Origin of the sequence: Pseudomonas sp. IAC-BECa141 (assembly GCF_020544405.1) — a bacterium.
Lineage (GTDB): Bacteria > Pseudomonadota > Gammaproteobacteria > Pseudomonadales > Pseudomonadaceae > Aquipseudomonas.
The window spans coordinates 1,420,590-1,437,130 of record NZ_CP065410.1; the positions used below are offsets into that span (position 1 = coordinate 1,420,590).

Annotated in this window: 18 protein-coding genes; 13 read left to right on the forward strand and 5 right to left on the reverse strand. The window is 61.6% G+C overall.

Features of this window, described 5'->3' with window-relative positions; all coding sequences use genetic code 11:
• Window positions 1–189: 189 nt before the first annotated feature.
• Window positions 190–531: a hypothetical protein gene (locus tag I5961_RS06390; protein WP_007959194.1), complete on the forward strand. Its 342-nt coding sequence runs from the start codon at window positions 190–192 to the stop codon at window positions 529–531.
• Here the strand turns inward: I5961_RS06390 and I5961_RS06395 are convergent.
• The 3 genes from I5961_RS06395 to I5961_RS06405 all read right to left on the reverse strand — a co-directional run bounded on the left by I5961_RS06395 (window position 501) and on the right by I5961_RS06405 (window position 3,134).
• Window positions 501–1,712 (reverse strand): aminotransferase class V-fold PLP-dependent enzyme, encoded by a 1,212-nt coding sequence (locus I5961_RS06395; RefSeq protein ID WP_227234663.1) that lies wholly within the window; start codon window positions 1,710–1,712, stop codon window positions 501–503. The genes I5961_RS06390 and I5961_RS06395 overlap by 31 nt on opposite strands.
• The gene (locus I5961_RS06400; protein WP_227234665.1) at window positions 1,709–2,179 is read right to left on the reverse strand and encodes a RidA family protein; all 471 of its coding nucleotides are present in this window, start codon (window positions 2,177–2,179) and stop codon (window positions 1,709–1,711) included. Before I5961_RS06400 ends, I5961_RS06395 begins: the two co-directional genes overlap by 4 nt.
• Before the next feature lie 88 nt (window positions 2,180–2,267).
• The gene (locus I5961_RS06405; RefSeq protein ID WP_085702654.1) at window positions 2,268–3,134 is read right to left on the reverse strand and encodes a LysR substrate-binding domain-containing protein; all 867 of its coding nucleotides are present in this window, start codon (window positions 3,132–3,134) and stop codon (window positions 2,268–2,270) included.
• 185 nt (window positions 3,135–3,319) lie between these two features.
• Here I5961_RS06405 and I5961_RS06410 point away from each other — a divergent pair, with 185 nt between their 5' ends.
• Together I5961_RS06410 and ccoM are read left to right on the forward strand one after the other, a co-directional pair.
• On the forward strand, window positions 3,320–3,481 hold the full coding sequence (locus I5961_RS06410; RefSeq protein WP_170929710.1) for a hypothetical protein: 162 nt from the start codon (window positions 3,320–3,322) through the stop codon (window positions 3,479–3,481).
• A 145-nt stretch (window positions 3,482–3,626) separates the two neighbouring features.
• Window positions 3,627–3,743 (forward strand): cytochrome c oxidase subunit CcoM, encoded by a 117-nt coding sequence (gene ccoM / locus I5961_RS28675; RefSeq protein WP_305880187.1) that lies wholly within the window; start codon window positions 3,627–3,629, stop codon window positions 3,741–3,743.
• Window positions 3,744–4,014: 271 nt separating this feature from the next.
• Here the strand turns inward: ccoM and I5961_RS06420 are convergent, their stop codons facing one another.
• Complete coding sequence (locus tag I5961_RS06420) at window positions 4,015–5,490, reverse strand: inorganic phosphate transporter (RefSeq protein ID WP_085697448.1); 1,476 nt, start codon at window positions 5,488–5,490, stop codon at window positions 4,015–4,017.
• 376 nt (window positions 5,491–5,866) lie between these two features.
• Window positions 5,867–6,067 (reverse strand): hypothetical protein, encoded by a 201-nt coding sequence (locus I5961_RS06425; protein WP_007957826.1) that lies wholly within the window; start codon window positions 6,065–6,067, stop codon window positions 5,867–5,869.
• 46 nt (window positions 6,068–6,113) lie between these two features.
• Between I5961_RS06425 and I5961_RS06430 the strand changes: the two genes are divergently transcribed.
• The 10 genes from I5961_RS06430 (at window position 6,114) to I5961_RS06475 (ending at window position 16,540) form a co-directional block, all read left to right on the forward strand.
• Entirely contained in the window at window positions 6,114–6,281 is a 168-nt protein-coding gene (locus I5961_RS06430; protein WP_170929711.1) for a hypothetical protein, read from the forward strand.
• Window positions 6,282–6,715: 434 nt separating this feature from the next.
• Complete coding sequence (pcaR, locus tag I5961_RS06435) at window positions 6,716–7,558, forward strand: pca regulon transcriptional regulator PcaR (protein ID WP_007917109.1); 843 nt, start codon at window positions 6,716–6,718, stop codon at window positions 7,556–7,558.
• A gap of 294 nt (window positions 7,559–7,852) precedes the next feature.
• Window positions 7,853–9,199, forward strand: a complete 1,347-nt coding sequence (locus I5961_RS06440; RefSeq protein WP_085697449.1) for an MFS transporter — start codon at window positions 7,853–7,855, stop codon at window positions 9,197–9,199.
• Between the two features lie 282 nt (window positions 9,200–9,481).
• Complete coding sequence (locus tag I5961_RS06445; protein WP_003222404.1) at window positions 9,482–10,339, forward strand: CoA transferase subunit A; 858 nt, start codon at window positions 9,482–9,484, stop codon at window positions 10,337–10,339.
• Window positions 10,339–11,118, forward strand: a complete 780-nt coding sequence (locus I5961_RS06450) for a CoA-transferase subunit beta (RefSeq protein WP_227234666.1) — start codon at window positions 10,339–10,341, stop codon at window positions 11,116–11,118. Before I5961_RS06445 ends, I5961_RS06450 begins: the two co-directional genes overlap by 1 nt.
• Window positions 11,115–12,320 (forward strand): 3-oxoadipyl-CoA thiolase, encoded by a 1,206-nt coding sequence (gene pcaF / locus I5961_RS06455; protein ID WP_227234668.1) that lies wholly within the window; start codon window positions 11,115–11,117, stop codon window positions 12,318–12,320. Before I5961_RS06450 ends, pcaF begins: the two co-directional genes overlap by 4 nt.
• A gap of 36 nt (window positions 12,321–12,356) precedes the next feature.
• Window positions 12,357–13,061 (forward strand): protocatechuate 3,4-dioxygenase subunit beta, encoded by a 705-nt coding sequence (gene pcaH, locus I5961_RS06460; RefSeq protein WP_227234670.1) that lies wholly within the window; start codon window positions 12,357–12,359, stop codon window positions 13,059–13,061.
• Window position 13,062: 1 nt separating this feature from the next.
• Window positions 13,063–13,629 (forward strand): protocatechuate 3,4-dioxygenase subunit alpha, encoded by a 567-nt coding sequence (gene pcaG, locus I5961_RS06465; RefSeq protein WP_227234672.1) that lies wholly within the window; start codon window positions 13,063–13,065, stop codon window positions 13,627–13,629.
• Window positions 13,630–13,832: 203 nt separating this feature from the next.
• Window positions 13,833–15,128, forward strand: coding sequence for an MFS family transporter (locus I5961_RS06470; RefSeq protein ID WP_227234674.1), 1,296 nt, complete (start codon window positions 13,833–13,835; stop codon window positions 15,126–15,128).
• Window positions 15,129–15,175: 47 nt separating this feature from the next.
• Window positions 15,176–16,540, forward strand: coding sequence for a 3-carboxy-cis,cis-muconate cycloisomerase (locus tag I5961_RS06475; RefSeq protein ID WP_227234676.1), 1,365 nt, complete (start codon window positions 15,176–15,178; stop codon window positions 16,538–16,540).
• Window position 16,541 lies beyond the last annotated feature (1 nt).

Below are 16,541 nucleotides of genomic sequence, written 5' to 3' on the forward strand. Positions count from 1 at the left end.
AGGCCAAAGGATAAGGAGCCTCGGCCCGGCTTTTAAACGCAATCGGCCAATTGCAGGGAAGATTAGGTCATGCATCGGTTTTACGGGATGTTGCGGCACCCCTGAGTGCCAAACCGGTCACAAGTTTGCGACCGATGGCTCAAGGCACCCTGGGCGCCGCCGATAACCTGCTGACAGGAGACCCTTCATATGCTGCCACCGATGCTCCCCCTGAGCGCCGTGCCGATCACCTCCCAGCAGGATCCGATCCGCCAGCGACCGGATATTCCCCCTGTGGTGCCGGTGCAGGAAAGCTCCAACGAAAGCACCATCGACCTGCAAAAGCGCGATCCGGAAGAGGATGGCTATCTGCTGCGCGAAGAGCAGCGCCGCCAGCAGGAGCGCGATCGCCGGCGCCGCGAAGCCGACGATGACCCCGAAGCGCATCTCGCCGTGCCCGGTACCGAACTGAATGCCGACAACACCGTGCCGGTGGCACCGCTGATGGAAGATCAGCCGCGTCAGGGGCTTTGGGTCGACATCGAAATCTGAGGCCGGGCGGCCAATTCCGTCAGGTTTTCCAGCAACACGTCGATCTCTTCCTGCGTGTTCAAATAGCTCACCGCCACCCGCGCGATATTTGTCAGCCCGCGCGCCTGCATGTCCAGCGGCGTGTAAGCCACGCCATTGGCGCCGATGTTGATTCGCCGTTCGGCCAATGTCTGCTTCAGCGCCACGCTGTCCCAGCCTTCCAGCGTGAAGGCGATCAGCCCGGATTGTTGGTGGGTCGCTCCGAGATCCCGCAGCGTCAGGCCGGGAATCGCCTTCAGGCGTTGGCGCAATTCGCTGCTCAGTTGTTCGATCCGCTGGCGAACCGGGATTGCGCCGAGGCGGTTGTACTCTTCCAGCGCATTGGCCAGCCCGGCCAGCAGGGCCAGCGATACTTCACTGGTTTCAAAGCGGCGCGCGTCTTCGCGCAGGGTGAATCGTCTGCCGTCCCACGGCGCCGACAATACATCGCGTTGTACGGGGAGCAGCCGTTGCAAAAATGTCGGCCGGATGTACATCAGCGCCGTGCCGCGCGGGCCGCGCAGAAACTTGCGTCCGGCACCCTTGAGCATGTCGCACTGCAAAGCCTGAACGTCACAAGGCAAGTGCCCCAGCGCCTGACCGGCGTCGATGAAATAAGGGATGCCGTGGCGCCGCGCCACGCGGCCGATCTGCGCGGCGGGATTGATCAGGCCGCCGTTGGCCGGCAGCCAGGTGAGTGCGATCAGCCGTGCCTGGCCGTCGATCATCTGCGCCAGAGCTTGCGGGTCGACCGCACCATGGGCGTCACAAGGAATCACTTCGAGCCGCGCGCCGGCCTTCACCGCTTCGGCCATGCATGCCAGATTGCCGGCCCATTCATGGCGGCCCACCAGAATTCGCTCCCCGGGCTGCCACGGCCCCAGTGCGTTGAACGCCTGACTCCAGGCTGCCGAGCCGCTGCTGGCGAAGGCGATGTCCTCGGGTTCGGCGTTGAGCAGGGCGGCGGCCGCATTGCGCGCGCGTTCCTGTACCCGGTTGTCTGCCGATTCCATTGGCCCGCCGAGCGCTTCGCGTTGCAACTGTTCGATCACTGCGTCGAGGGTAGCCTGGCTTGGCAGCGAGGCGCCGGCGTGGTTGAAGTGGATAACCTGGGCGCAGCCGGGTGTGGCGGCGCGCAGGTGCGTGAGGTGGTCGATGTTCACGGCTTGATCTCGAAAATCGCGTCGATTTCCACCGCCACGCCGGCCGGCAGGCTCGACACGCCGACTGCGGTGCGCACGTGACGGCCCCTGTCGCCGAGAGCGTTGACCAGCAGATTCGAGGCGCCGTTGGCTACGACGCCCTGAGCCTTGAAGTCCGGTGCGGTGGCGACGAAAACCCCGAGGCGCAGGATGCGCACCAGTTTCGACAGGTCGTCACCCAGCGCATGGCTCAATTGGGCGAGCAGCCCCAGGGCCGCCAGTTCGGCGGCGTTGGCACCTTCTTCCTCGGAGATCGCTTCGCCCAGTCGTCCGATGAACGCAGGTTTGCCGTCGAGCAACGGAATCTGCCCGGAGATGAACAGCTGGTTCTGGCTGACCACGTGGTTGACGTAATTGGCGATCGGCTGGCTCGGTTCGGGCAGGCGCAGGCCGAGTTGTTGAACGCGTTGGCTGAGGGAATCGGTCATGGGAAGTCCTCCTGAGTGAAGGCTTCAGCATGTTGTCCCGAGGGAAGGGCGACAAACGGATAGATTTAATCCGACGTATCCAAAAAATTCACGCGTTCGCGGTTTCCTCCAGCCACTGGCAGAAGCTTTGCGCCGCCGGTGTGGGCGGGCGTTGCGGGGTGACCAGCCAATAGCCGATATCGCCGAGCATCGGCGGCGTGTCGAAGGCCGGCACCAGGGCGCCTTCCTTGATTCGTCGTTCGATCATTCGCTGGCGACCCATGGCAATGCCCTGACCGGCCACGGCCGCTTCGACGACGATGTTGTAGTCGTGGAGCATGACGCTGGGCACATGAGCCAGATCGATGCCGCTGTGTTGCTGCCAGTCGATCCATTCGAACGGCTGGTGCGATTTGGCCATCAGCAAGGGCCCGTTGTTCACGCCTTTGGCCTTGAAGGCCGGGCTGCACACCGGTGTCAGGGTTTCGCCCATGAACCGGCGGGCCTCGACTCTCGCCCAGCCGCCCTTGCCATAGCGGATCGCCAGATCCACCTCGCCGGCGTCGACGTCGGCCAGTTGCACTGCGGGCAGCAGCTCGACATGGATGTTCGGGTATTTCGCGTGGAAGTCCGCCAGACGTGGTGCCAGCCATAAAGTGGCGAAGGAGGCGAGCAGACCGATACGCAGAGTGGTGGGGCGCTCGCCGCGCAGTTCGTGGGTGGCGGCGGCAATCGCGGCCAGGGCCGGTTGGATTTGCCGGTAATACTGTTCGCCGGCAGGTGTCAGATCGATCGCCCGGGTGCGGCGCACGAACAATCGCTGATCGAGGAATTCTTCGAGTTTGTGCACCTGATGGCTGATCGCGCTTTGGGTCACCGACAGCTCATCGGCAGCCTTGATGAAACTCAAATGACGGGCCACGGCTTCAAAAGCGCGCAAGGCCATCAGCGGGGGCAGATCCTGATGCAGGGGCACGACGCAGATCCTTCTTATTAACGGCAAAGCGCCGATTGTGCGGGCAAATCCGGTGGGCGGTACATGAATTGTTGTACAGCGTTTAGGTCAGTGGCTGGTCAGCGCCTGCGTCAGGCCGCATTATTGGCGCAGTCCTGTCGGTGAACCGGCAGTTGTGATTCAGTCCAAGCGATGCACCGAACGCCATGAGCCAAGACGACAAGCTGATCGACCTCAACACTGAACGCGCCAAGCGTATCCATGACCTCAACGAGAAGCGCCTGAATGAGGTACGCCAGGCTTTCGAGCAGGCCATGCCGTTGGGCAAGCCGAAGAAAAAGCCAAAAAACAAACCGAAAAAGCGTTGATCTCCCCTGCATCCTTTGATGCAGGTCAGTTATTTCCCTTCCTTTCCTCCGTGCGGTGACCGGCATTGATCCCGGTCAATTCCTGCGCCTGCCTGATTGGTTAACTTGGTTCCATCGCAGCAGAGCAGGGGCCAGGAGGCCAGTCATGTTTTTCGATAACGTGGTGTTTGCCGGGGTCCTGACTGTGGGCCTGATGGTTCTGTTTTTTGCAGGGTTTGGATTTTTTATCTGGAAGGATGCGAACAAGCGCAAGAAGCGTTGATTCTTCTGGATTTGATGAGCACGCAAGGCATTTTGGGCAACTTCGGTTGCCCTTTTTTTTGTCTTCCTGGCGGCCTTTTGGCCGACCATGCTTTGAGTGTTTTTTGTGAATATCGGTTTTTCGGGTGTTGCGGCTGGCGGACTGCTTTTGCTTTGATCGTTCCCCACGCTCTGCGTGGGAATGCCGCCCGGTACGCTCCGCGTCCCATTTCTGGAAGCAATAAAAAAGGCGTGATCCTTGCGAATCACGCCTTTTTCATTACAGCTGTCTATCAGCTACCCAGCGCTTTCGACGCCAGCCAGAACAGGCCGGCCGACAGGGCGACGGTGGCCGGCAGGGTCAGGACCCAGGCCAGCAGGATGGTTTTCACCGTTCCGCCTTGCAGGCCGCTTTTGTTGGCGACCATGGTGCCGGCCACGCCCGAGGAAAGGACGTGGGTGGTGGATACCGGCAGGCTGAAGATGTTGGCCAGGCCGATCAGGCTGGCGGTGGTGATCTGGGCCGACATGCCTTGCGAGTAGGTCATGCCTTGCTTGCCGATCTTCTCGCCGATGGTCAGTACCACGCGTTTCCAGCCGACCATGGTGCCCAGGCCCAAGGCCAGGGCGACCGCCAGAATCACCCAGAACGGGGCGTATTCGGTGGTGGTGGTCAGGTCTTTGCGCAGCTTGTCCAGGTCGGATTTCTCACGCGGGGCCAGGCCTGGCAGTTTGCTGACCTTCTTCGCAGTGTCGTCCAGGCAGAGCAGGTAACGACGCACTTCGATGCGGCTTTCCGAGGACAGCGAGTGGTAGTCCGCTACACCTTTAAGGGTGTCGAGCAGGGCGGCGATGGTCGGTTCGGTCTGTTGCGGGTTGCAACGGAATTTCTCCGGCAGGTCGCCTTCCACGCTTTTGCCCAGCGCCAGGAACTCGCCCAGGGTGTCGGCGTTGCGCTTGTAGAACTGGCTCAGATGCAGGGTCGCGTCACGAGTACGCTCGATCTGGTAGGTGGTGCTGTTCAGGTCGAGGACGAACTGCGCAGGCACGATACCGATCAGTACCAGCATGATCAGGCCGATACCTTTCTGACCGTCGTTGGAACCGTGCACGAAGCTTACGGCCATGGCCGAGATCACCAGGACCAGACGGTTCCAGAACGGCGGGTGCTTCTTGTCGTCGATCTTGCGGCGCTGTTCCGGCGTCTTGTGCATCTTCGACAGCGGGCGCCACCATTTCAGGCCGATCAGCACCAGCGCGGCGATGAGGAAGCCCGCCATCGGCGAGAACACCAGCGAGGCGCCGATATCGATCGCTTTCTGCCAGTTGACGCCGTCGGCCAGTGGAATTTCGTTGATCAGGGCGTTGGCCAGGCCGACACCGAGGATCGAACCGATCAGCGTGTGCGAACTGGAGGCCGGGATACCGAAGTACCAGGTGCCCAGGTTCCAGGCGATCGCGGCGGCGAGCAGCGAGAACACCATTGCCAGACCATGGCCGGTGTTTACGTTGATCAACAGTTCTACGGGCAGCAGGTGCACGATGGCATACGCCACGCCAACGCCGCCCAGCAATACGCCGAGGAAGTTGAACACGCCCGAGAAGAACACCGCCAGGTGAGGCGGCATCGCTTTGGTGTAGATAACAGTGGCTACCGCGTTAGCGGTGTCATGAAATCCATTGATGAACTCGAAGGCGAGGACAAATGTCAGGGCGAGCAGGAGGCTCACAAGCACCCAGGCATCCAGTCCGCTGAATAAATCGATCATGAAGGTTTTCTGACCCGGTCATAAGGGGGCGCGATTATGCCAGAAAAGACTGGAAATCGATCCCCTACCTGCTCATCGGTTACCGACTTCGCCAAATTATTTTGTATCAAGGTGCATTACCCCAGTTTTCTGCAGGGTTTTGCAAGCCATTGATTCAATTGATAAAAATGCGAGGCGTAGGCGAATTGGCCGGTTGTCGGGAGGAGGCTGAAACTTGTATGAAATATCTGAGAAACGCGTCTGACACACTCCAGACCTGCGCAATACAGGGGGAATTGGCCGCTGCCCGCGGGTAGCGGGCGCGCAAGGCATCGTCAGTCCACCGTGCTTGTAACCCGGTGAGTACGCTTACCCTCGAAAGATGCAAAGAACGGTTTCAAGGCTCTTCGGCTTTGAGTTCCTCTTCCATTTTTTTCAGTTCTTGCTGGAAGACCTGATCCTGAACGGTAGGGCGTTTACGCCAGGCTTTGCGTTCCGGTTCGGGCTGGGCGGCGTAGGTGGTGACTTCCCCGCCGTAAACTTCCTTGTAACGTTGTTCCTGGCGCTCAAGTTCCGCGCGCAGTTCGTCTTTCGTCACAGTGCTACCTGTATGAGTTGAGATAAATATCCGGTGAACGCACTGCATGAAGCATTTAACCGGTTCGTCGACCAACGCTTGCCTGGACAGGCAGCGGTGTTATCGGGAAGACGGCCGGGACTTCCATGTTGCAGGCGGCTACGGCACCAGATTAAAACTGACGCAGCATCAGTTTCCTGTTTCAGCGAGCGCGCTGGCGGTGCATGAGCAATGAGCAATGAGCATCAGGCGCTGGCCGGGGCTGGCGGCGATGGACATCGCGCCAGCGGGTGGCACCGTCGGCAAATAAAAAGCGCGGTGTCACTGAGGTGCATTATAGCGGCCGATTCGGGATTGACTATCTTTGCCAAGTTAAAAACGTTTGCGCATGTGTGATTGTTTTGTGACGTGCAACTTCCGGCAATAGTTGCATCTTTGTTGCGCAGTGTTTGATTTCTGGCGCCATTTAGTCGGACAACTAAGGCTTGTTAACTATGCAGGCGTTCCAGGTTCAAAACTCCTCGGAGCAGCCCGCCGGAGGAGGTCAGGGCGATTGCGATTATCGGTCGACGGTTCGATAATCGCCTGATGTTGGCGGTCTGTCGCTTGTGTATCTGCCGGCGAGCCGCTTGTATAGCCGTTGATCCGAACAAGAAAAAAAGGAACCACATGAACGATCAAATGCGCAATTCCTTCACCTCGGTAGCGCCGCCGATCGTCGCTTCGCCGGCCAAGCGTATCCAGGCCCTGACCGGCGATCCGGATTTCATGACCTCACTGGCCCGTGGCCTGGCGGTGGTGCAGGCGTTTCAGGAGCGCAAGCGCCACCTGACCATCGCCCAGATCAGCCACCGCACGGAAATTCCCCGCGCCGCCGTGCGCCGTTGCCTGCACACACTGATCAAACTCGGCTACGCCACCACCGACGGGCGCACTTATTCACTTCTGCCCAAAGTGCTGACCCTCGGACACGCCTATCTGTCCTCGACACCGCTGGCGGTCTCGGCCCAGCCGTACCTCGACCGCATGAGCGAGCAACTGCACGAAGCCTGCAACATGGCCACGCTGGAGGGCGACGACATCCTCTACATCGCCCGTTCGGCAACCACTCAGCGTCTGATTTCGGTGGACCTCTCGGTGGGCGGGCGTTTGCCGGCGTATTGCACGTCCATGGGACGGATTCTGCTGGCAGCGCTGGACGACACCTCGCTGCGCGAATACCTCGACCACGCCGAACTGGTGGCCAAGACCAGCCGCACGATTCACACCCCCGACGCCTTGCTCGAATGTTTGCAGGAAGTCCGGCAGCAGGGCTGGTGCATCGTCGATCAGGAACTGGAGCAAGGCCTGCGTTCGATTGCCGTGCCGGTCTACGATGCTTCCGGCCAGGTGGTGGCCGCGCTCAATGTCAGCACCCACGCCGGTCGCGTCAGCCGCACCGAACTTGAGCAGCGCTTTCTGCCCGGCCTGTTGAGCGCCAGTCGTGACCTCAGTGCGCAGTTGTTCGCCTGATGAACCTGTTCGATAAACGCACAGAGTTGCGTTTGTCGAATTGACGCTAAAACCCTCGGATCATTAATGTCGCGGCAGCGTCATCCGGCGCGAATGTGAATGAGCCCGCCGGATTGTCGACTCCCATAATAATGACAAGAGGCAACTTCCCATGCGCACGTTCCCCGACTGTCGCCGCTCCTGTTCCTGTTGCCGGTATTAGCGCAACGCCCGATTTCTTCTTTATATAGTTGTGACCGTGCCGCTCTCTGGCCGGCCGCCGTTCGACTGCGTTTTTTGCGTGGAATAAAAATAATGAACCAGCCTCAGTCCGCTGTAGGTCACTGCCTCGATGTGCAGTCCTTCATCAATGCCCAACCGATCTCGCGCTATCAGTGGCGCGTCGTGATCCTGTGTTTCCTGATTGTGTTCCTCGATGGCCTCGACACCGCGGCCATGGGTTTTATTGCTCCGGCGCTTTCCCAGGACTGGGGCATCGACCGCGCCAGCCTCGGCCCGGTGATGAGCGCCGCGCTGATCGGCATGGTCTTCGGTGCGCTGGGCTCCGGTCCGCTGGCTGACCGCTTCGGGCGGAAAGTCGTACTGGTCGGCGCGGTTTTTCTGTTCGGTGGTTTCAGCCTGGCCTCGGCCTACGCGACCAACGTCGATCAGTTGCTGGTGCTGCGCTTCCTCACCGGTCTGGGGCTGGGGGCCGGCATGCCGAACGCTACCACGCTGCTGTCGGAATACACCCCGGAGCGCAAGAAGTCGTTGCTGGTGACCAGCATGTTCTGCGGCTTCAACCTCGGCATGGCCGGCGGCGGATTTATTTCGGCCAAGCTCATCCCGGCATTTGGCTGGCACAGTCTATTGCTGATCGGCGGGATTCTGCCTCTGATCCTCGCTGTGGTGTTGCTGCTCTGGTTGCCGGAATCGGCGCGTTATCTGGTAGTGCGTAATCGTGGCACCGACAAGGTACGCAAGACTCTCGCACCCATTGATCCTGCCACCGTCGCTCAGGCCGCGAGTTTCAGTGTGCCGGAACAGAAAACCGTCAAAGCACGCAACGTGTTCGCGGTGATTTTCTCCGGCACCTACAGCGTCGGTACGTTGCTGCTGTGGCTGACCTACTTCATGGGTCTGGTGATCGTTTATCTGTTGACCAGTTGGCTGCCGACCCTGATGCGCGACAGCGGCGCGAGCATGGAGCAGGCAGCGTTCATCGGCGCGCTGTTTCAGTTCGGCGGGGTGTTAAGTGCGGTCGGCGTAGGCTGGGCGATGGACCGGTTCAATCCGCACAAGGTCATCGGCATTTTCTACCTCCTGGCCGGGGTGTTTGCCTACGCGGTGGGGCAGAGTCTGGGCAACATCACGTTGCTGGCGACGCTGGTGCTGGTGGCGGGCATGTGCGTCAACGGCGCGCAATCGGCGATGCCCTCACTGGCGGCGCGGTTTTATCCGACTCAGGGCCGCGCGACTGGTGTCTCGTGGATGCTCGGGATCGGCCGCTTCGGCGCGATTCTCGGGGCGTGGATGGGCGCCACCCTGTTGGGCCTGGGCTGGAATTTCGAGCAAGTGCTGACAGCGCTGGTGATTCCGGCGGGCCTGGCTACGGCAGCGGTGGTGATCAAGGGCCTGGTCAGTCACGCGGACGCGACTTGAGTTTTATTGCAGGATCGTTCCCACGTCGAACCGGCCTCAGCGGTTGTTCCACATTGGGCTCCCGAAGGAACGCGGAGCGTCCCGGGCTGCATTCCCACCCAGAGCGTGGGAACGATCAGTGACGGAAAGATAGGTTGATAACAATCTGTTCGATAAACGAACACTCAGTCGATTATCGGATTGTTTGGCGAAAATCAGCGGCTTAATCTTCAGTGACTCCGGCGCAGAACCTCGCGCCTTTTTATTCACTGGCGATTCATTACAAAAACGGGAGCCCGCTCCATGGCTGAGATCCTTTCGCTGCACGACGCGGTGAAGCAATTCGTCAACGACGGCGACACCGTCGCGCTCGAAGGCTTCACTCACCTGATCCCTACGGCGGCGGGTCATGAAATCATTCGTCAGGGCAAGAAAGATCTGACCCTGGTGCGGATGACGCCTGACCTGATCTACGACCAACTGATCGGCGCCGGCTGTGCACGCAAGCTGATCTTCTCCTGGGGCGGCAACCCTGGCGTAGGTTCGCTGCACCGTCTGCGCGACGCGGTCGAGAAACAATGGCCGCACGCCCTGGAAATCGAAGAGCACAGCCACGCCGACCTGGCCAACGCCTACGTCGCTGGCGCCTCCGGCCTACCGTTCGCAGTGCTGCGGGCCTACGCCGGTTCCGACCTGCCGAAGGTCAACCCGCTGATCAAATCCGTGACTTGCCCGTTCACCGGCGAAGTGCTGGCGGCGGTGCCGTCGGTGCGTCCGGACGTGACCGTGATCCACGCCCAGAAGGCCGACCGTCAGGGCAACGTGCTGCTGTGGGGCATTCTCGGTGTGCAGAAAGAAGCCGCACTGGCCGCCAAGCGTTGCATCGTCACCGTCGAAGAAATCGTCGACAACCTCAACGCGCCGATGAACGCCTGCGTGCTGCCGACCTGGGCCTTGAGCGCGGTCTGTCATGTACCCGGTGGCGCACATCCGTCCTACGCCCACGGTTACACCGAGCGTGACAACCGTTTCTATCAGGCGTGGGATCCGATCGCCCGCGACCGTGAGACGTTTACTGCGTGGATCAACGAATACATCCATGGCTGCGCTGATTTCAGCGAGTTCCAGGCCAAGTTGGCCGCTGCTTCGGAGGCCAAGTAATGACTTACACCACCAATGAAATGATGACCGTCGCCGCGGCCCGTCGCCTGAAGAACGGCTCGGTGTGCTTCGTCGGCATCGGCCTGCCGTCGAAAGCCGCCAACCTGGCGCGCCTGACCTCGTCGCCGGACGTGGTGCTGATCTACGAATCCGGCCCGATCGGCGCCAAACCCAGCGTATTGCCACTGTCGATCGGTGACGGCGAACTGGCGGAAACTGCTGACACTGTCGTGCCCACCGGAGAGATTTTTCGCTACTGGCTGCAGGGCGGGCGCATCGACGTCGGTTTCCTCGGCGCAGCGCAGGTCGACCGTTTCGGCAACATCAACACCACCGTGGTCGGCGACTATCACCAGCCGAAAGTGCGCTTGCCGGGTGCCGGCGGTGCGCCGGAGATCGCCGGCTCCGCGAAAAGCGTGCTGATCATCCTTAAACAGTCGGCGCGCTCGTTTGTCGACAAGCTCGATTTCATTACCTCGGTCGGCCATGGCGAGGGCGGCGATTCGCGCAAACGTCTGGGCCTGCTGGGCGCCGGGCCGGTCGGGATCATCACCGACCTGTGCATCATGGAGCCGGAAGAGGGCACCAACGAGTTCGTGGTCACCGCGCTGCACCCGGGCGTGACCCGTGAGCAAGTGGTCGCCGCTACCGGTTGGGCCATTCGTTTTGCCGACAGCGTGGCCACCACTACTGAACCGACCGAAGTCGAGCTGACCGCCCTGCGCGATCTCGAAGCCCGTACCGCAGCGGCCCACGGCCAAGCACCGGGAGAAGCATGATGCGCGACGTTTATATCTGCGATGCGATTCGTACGCCCATCGGTCGTTTCGGTGGCGGTCTGGCGGCGGTTCGCGCTGACGACCTGGCCGCCGTGCCGATCAAGGCCCTGATGGAGCGCAATCCGTCGGTGGACTGGAGCGCCATCGACGAAGTATTCCTCGGCTGCGCCAACCAGGCGGGCGAAGACAACCGCAACGTCGCGCGCATGGCGCTGCTGCTGGCCGGTCTGCCGGAAAGTGTGCCGGGCGTCACCCTCAACCGTCTTTGCGCGTCGGGCATGGACGCCATTGGCACGGCGTTCCGCGCCATCGCCAGTGGCGAAATGCAGCTGGCGATTGCCGGCGGCGTCGAGTCGATGTCCCGCGCGCCGTTCGTGATGGGCAAGGCTGATGCGGCGTTCTCGCGCAACTTGAAGCTGGAAGACACCACCATCGGCTGGCGTTTCATCAACCCGTTGATGAAGGCCCAGTACGGCGTGGATGCGATGCCGCAGACCGCCGACAACGTCGCCGACGATTACGAAATTTCCCGCGAGGACCAGGACGCTTTCGCGCTGCGCAGCCAGCAACGTACTGCCGCTGCCCAGGCTGCCGGCTACTTCGCCGAGGAAATCGTCGAAGTGCGGATCGCCCACAAGAAGGGCGAAACCGTGGTCAGCCAGGACGAACACCCTCGCGCCGACACCACGCTTGAAGCGTTGAGCAAACTCAAACCGGTCAACGGCCCGGACAAGACGGTCACCGCCGGCAACGCTTCGGGCGTGAATGACGGTGCCGCCGCGCTGATTCTGGCTTCGGCCGAGGCGGTGAAAAAACACGGCCTGACCGCTCGCGCCAAAGTGCTGGGCATGGCCAGCGCCGGGGTCGCTCCACGGGTGATGGGCATCGGCCCGGTGCCGGCGGTGCGCAAGCTCACCGAGCGTCTCGGCGTGGCGGTCAGCGACTTCGATGTGATCGAACTCAACGAAGCTTTTGCCAGCCAGGGTCTGGCGGTGCTGCGCGAACTGGGGCTGGCGGACGACGCGGCCCAGGTCAACCCGAACGGCGGCGCGATTGCCTTGGGTCATCCGTTGGGCATGAGCGGCGCGCGTCTGGTGCTGACCGCGCTGCATCAGCTGGAAAAGACCGGTGGCAAGAAAGGTCTGGCGACCATGTGCGTCGGTGTCGGCCAGGGTCTGGCCCTGGCCATCGAATGCGTCTGACGCAAGCCGTGACGAAAAAGAACAGAGGAAAGCGAAATGACTGACAAGCCTGGTTACCGCCGCCCGCAGGAAGGCACCCAGCCGCCGTACCTGCATCCGACCTATCAATCCACCAATCTGCGCTCGCCGTCCAAGCCGTTGGTGTTTCTGCCGCATTCGCTGTCGGAAATCACCGGCCCGACCATCGGTGCCGAGCGTGTGGCCGACACTGACAACGATCTGACCGCCCAGCATCCAGGTGAGCCATTGGGCGAGCGGATCATCATTCACGGGCGTGTGCTCGACGAAGACGGTCTGCCGGTGCCGGGAATTCTGGTGGAGATCTGGCAGGCCAACGCCGCCGGTCGTTACAACCACGCCCGCGACCTGCACGACGCACCGCTGGACCCGAACTTCACCGGCACCGGCCGCACCGTGACCGATGCCGACGGCTGGTATCAATTCCAGACCATCAAGCCCGGCGCTTATCCATGGGGCAATCACCACAACGCCTGGCGCCCGGCGCACGTACATTTTTCGCTGTTCGGGCCGAGCATTCTGACGCGCCTGGTCACGCAGATGTATTTCCCGGGCGATCCGCTGCTGGCGTACGACCCGATCTACAACTGCGTGCCGGACACCTCGGCCAAGGAACGCCTGATCGCCGCTTTCGATCTGGAAAAAACCATTCCGTCCTACGCCCTCGCTTATCGCTGGGACATCGTGCTGCGCGGCCGCGAAGCCACGCCGATGGAGAAATGAGATGACCCTGACTGCGACCACGTCCCACACCGTCGGGCCGTATTACCACATCGGCCTGACCTGGCTGAACCGTGAGCACCTCGCCAATGAACTGACCCTCGGCCAGCGCGTGGCGATCAGCGGGCAAGTGGTGGACGGCAACGGCGATGTCGTCAACGACGCCATGCTCGAAGTCTGGCAGGCCAACGCCGCCGGCAAATACGATCACCCGGATGACGAGCAGGCCAAACCGCTCGACCCGAATTTCGAAGGCTTCGGCCGGGTGCCGGTGGATGCCGAAGGGCGCTTCCGTTTCACCACGATCAAGCCGGGCACGGTCGAAGGCCTGAAGGGCACGACCCAGGCGCCGCACCTGGTGGTGCTGGTGTTCGCGCGCGGCCTGGTGAAGCACTTGCTGACACGGATTTATTTCGAAGGCGATCCGGCGAACGTCAATGACCCGCTGCTCGAATGCGTACCGGCCGAGCGCCGCGCCACGTTGCTGGCGAAGCCGGATGCAGCGGGTGTTTATCAGTGGAATGTGATCCTGCAGGGCACTGATGCGGAAACCGTGTTCTTCGATTATTGAACCGGATACTGATCGTTCCCACGCTCTGCGTGGGAATGCATACCGTGACGCTCCGCGTCACAGTGGACGCAGAGCGTCCATGGCGGCATTCCCACGCGGAGCGTGGGAACGATCAGAGATCGGGTCTGGTTGGTGATCCAATGTGGAACGGGACTGTTGCGAAGTGTGTCTAGACTCTCACTGTCCCTATCGAGTGAAAAACAATGACAACCCTCACCTCCCATTACACCGGTGAAGAGCGCAGCAAGCGCATCTTTGCCATTGTCGGCGCGTCGTCCGGCAACCTCGTCGAATGGTTCGACTTCTACGTCTACGCCTTCTGCGCGATCTATTTCGCCCCGGCGTTCTTCCCCTCCGACAACCCCACGGTGCAACTGGTAAACACGGCAGGCGTATTCGCCGCCGGGTTCCTGATGCGACCGATCGGCGGCTGGATATTCGGTCGGGTGGCCGACAAGCACGGGCGCAAGAACTCGATGCTGATCTCGATCCTGATGATGTGCTTCGGCTCGTTGCTGATCGCCTGTCTGCCAACTTACAAGGACATCGGCGTCTGGGCGCCGTTGCTGCTGCTGTTCGCGCGTCTGCTGCAAGGCCTGTCGGTGGGCGGTGAGTACGGCACCACGGCGACCTATATGAGCGAAGTCGCGCTCAAGGGCCAGCGCGGTTTCTTTGCCTCGTTCCAGTACGTGACCCTGATCGGCGGGCAACTGCTGGCGGTGCTGCTGGTGGTGATCCTGCAACAGTTCCTGTCCGAAGAGGAATTGCGTGCCTACGGCTGGCGGATTCCGTTCGTGGTCGGGGCGGTGGCGGCGCTTATTTCGTTGTTCCTGCGACGCACGCTGAAAGAAACCACCAACAAGGAAACGCGTGAGCACAAGGACGCCGGCAGCATCAGTGCGCTGTTGCGCGACCACAAGGCTGCGTTCATCACCGTGCTCGGTTACACCGCCGGCGGCTCGCTGATTTTCTACACCTTCACCACGTATATGCAGAAATACCTGGTGAACACCGCCGGCATGCACGCCAAGACCGCCAGCTTCATCATGACCGGCGCGCTCTTCTTATATATGTGCATGCAGCCGCTGTTCGGCATGCTCGCCGACAAGATCGGCCGGCGTAACTCGATGCTCTGGTTCGGTGCCCTTGGTACGCTGTTCACCGTGCCGATCCTGCTGAGCCTGAAAAGCGTCAGCAGCCCGTTCCTGGCTTTTGTGCTGATCACCGTGGCGCTGGCGATCGTCAGTTTCTACACCTCTATCAGCGGCCTGGTTAAAGCCGAAATGTTCCCGCCGGAAGTCCGCGCCCTCGGCGTCGGCCTGGCGTATGCGGTGGCCAACGCGATCTTCGGCGGTTCGGCAGAATACGTCGCCCTGAGCCTCAAGGCTGGAGGGATGGAAAACGCGTTCTACTGGTATGTCACGATCATGATGGCCGTGGCGTTCCTGTTCAGCCTGCGCCTGCCCAAAGAAGCGAAGTATTTGCACCACGACCTTTAAAACCGATGCGCGCGGGCCACATCGGCCCGCGCCGGCAAGGACTGTTTATGACTCAGCGACCGGGCAATCAATTGTTCGATGCCTACTTTACTGCCCGCGATATGCGCGACGTGTTCTGTGATCAGGGCCGGGTGCAGGCGATGCTCGACTTCGAAGCGGCGCTGGCCCGCGCCGAAGCGCGGGTCGGGTTGATTCCGGCGAGTGTTGTGGCGTCGATCGAAAACGCCTGCCGCGCCGGGTTGTTTGATTTTGCAGCGTTGGGCGAGGCGATTGCCACGGCCGGCAATTCGGCGATTCCGCTGGTCAAGGCGTTGGGCAAACAGATCGCCGCGACCGATGCCGAAGCCGAGCGCTACGTGCATCTGGGGGCTACCAGCCAGGATGTGATGGATTCCGGGCTGGTGCTGCAATTGCGTCAGGCGCTGGAGTTGATTGAAGGGGAGCTGGCGCAGCTGGCCGACTCCCTCGCCATTCAGGCGCAGCGCCACGCCGCGATACCGCTGGCCGGGCGCACCTGGCTGCAACATGCGACGCCGGTGACGCTCGGCATGAAGATCGCCGGCTGGCTCGGCGCCGTGACCCGCAGCCGGCAGCGTCTGCGCGAACTCAAGCCACGGCTGCTGGTGCTGCAATTTGGCGGCGCGTCCGGCACCCTCGCCGCGCTCGGCGAGCAGGCGTTGCCGATTGCCCGGGCGCTGGCCGAAGAACTGCAACTGACTTTGCCGGAACAGCCTTGGCATACCCAGCGTGATCGCATCGTCGAATTTGGCGCTGTGCTTGGGCTGATCGCCGGCAGCCTCGGCAAATTCGGCCGCGACATCAGCCTGTTGATGCAGACCGAAGCGGCGGAAGTGTTCGAACCCTCGGCACCGGGCAAGGGCGGTTCCTCGACCATGCCGCACAAACGCAATCCGGTGGGCGCGGCGGTGTTGATCGGCGCGGCGACGCGGGTGCCGGGGCTGGTGTCGACGCTGTTCAGTGCCATGCCTCAGGAGCACGAACGCAGCCTTGGCCTGTGGCACGCCGAATGGGAAACCCTGCCGGAAATCTGCTGCCTGGTGTCCGGCGCGCTGAAACAGGCCCGGCTGCTGGCCGACGGTCTGGAAGTCGATGCCGCGCGCATGGCCCGCAATCTGGAACTGACCCAAGGCCTGGTGCTGGCCGAGGCGGTGAGCATTGTGCTCGCGCAACGGGTCGGCCGCGATACCGCGCATCATCTGCTCGAGCAATGCTGCAAACGGGCGGTGGCCGAACAGCGGCAACTGCGTGCGGTACTCGGTGACGAACCGCAGGTCACCGCCGAACTGAGTGCTAACGAACTTGATCATCTGCTCGATCCCGCCCACTACCTCGGTCAGGCGCAGGTCTGGGTCGAGCGGGCAGTGGCCGAACACAACGCATTGTCTGATTGAA

What these genes read in the sequence shown, in the direction of transcription:
- I5961_RS06390 (WP_007959194.1), top strand. Translation starts at nt 190, where the DNA reads ATGCTGCCACCGATGCTCCCCCTGAGCGCCGTGCCGATCACCTCCCAG.
- I5961_RS06400 (WP_227234665.1), bottom strand. Translation starts at nt 2,179, where the DNA reads ATGACCGATTCCCTCAGCCAACGCGTTCAACAACTCGGCCTGCGCCTG.
- I5961_RS06410 (WP_170929710.1), top strand. Translation starts at nt 3,320, where the DNA reads ATGAGCCAAGACGACAAGCTGATCGACCTCAACACTGAACGCGCCAAG.
- ccoM (WP_305880187.1), top strand. Translation starts at nt 3,627, where the DNA reads ATGTTTTTCGATAACGTGGTGTTTGCCGGGGTCCTGACTGTGGGCCTG.
- I5961_RS06420 (WP_085697448.1), bottom strand. Translation starts at nt 5,490, where the DNA reads ATGATCGATTTATTCAGCGGACTGGATGCCTGGGTGCTTGTGAGCCTC.
- I5961_RS06430 (WP_170929711.1), top strand. Translation starts at nt 6,114, where the DNA reads ATGAAGCATTTAACCGGTTCGTCGACCAACGCTTGCCTGGACAGGCAG.
- pcaR (WP_007917109.1), top strand. Translation starts at nt 6,716, where the DNA reads ATGAACGATCAAATGCGCAATTCCTTCACCTCGGTAGCGCCGCCGATC.
- I5961_RS06440 (WP_085697449.1), top strand. Translation starts at nt 7,853, where the DNA reads ATGAACCAGCCTCAGTCCGCTGTAGGTCACTGCCTCGATGTGCAGTCC.
- I5961_RS06445 (WP_003222404.1), top strand. Translation starts at nt 9,482, where the DNA reads ATGGCTGAGATCCTTTCGCTGCACGACGCGGTGAAGCAATTCGTCAAC.
- I5961_RS06450 (WP_227234666.1), top strand. Translation starts at nt 10,339, where the DNA reads ATGACTTACACCACCAATGAAATGATGACCGTCGCCGCGGCCCGTCGC.
- pcaF (WP_227234668.1), top strand. Translation starts at nt 11,115, where the DNA reads ATGATGCGCGACGTTTATATCTGCGATGCGATTCGTACGCCCATCGGT.
- pcaH (WP_227234670.1), top strand. Translation starts at nt 12,357, where the DNA reads ATGACTGACAAGCCTGGTTACCGCCGCCCGCAGGAAGGCACCCAGCCG.
- pcaG (WP_227234672.1), top strand. Translation starts at nt 13,063, where the DNA reads ATGACCCTGACTGCGACCACGTCCCACACCGTCGGGCCGTATTACCAC.
- I5961_RS06470 (WP_227234674.1), top strand. Translation starts at nt 13,833, where the DNA reads ATGACAACCCTCACCTCCCATTACACCGGTGAAGAGCGCAGCAAGCGC.
- I5961_RS06475 (WP_227234676.1), top strand. Translation starts at nt 15,176, where the DNA reads ATGACTCAGCGACCGGGCAATCAATTGTTCGATGCCTACTTTACTGCC.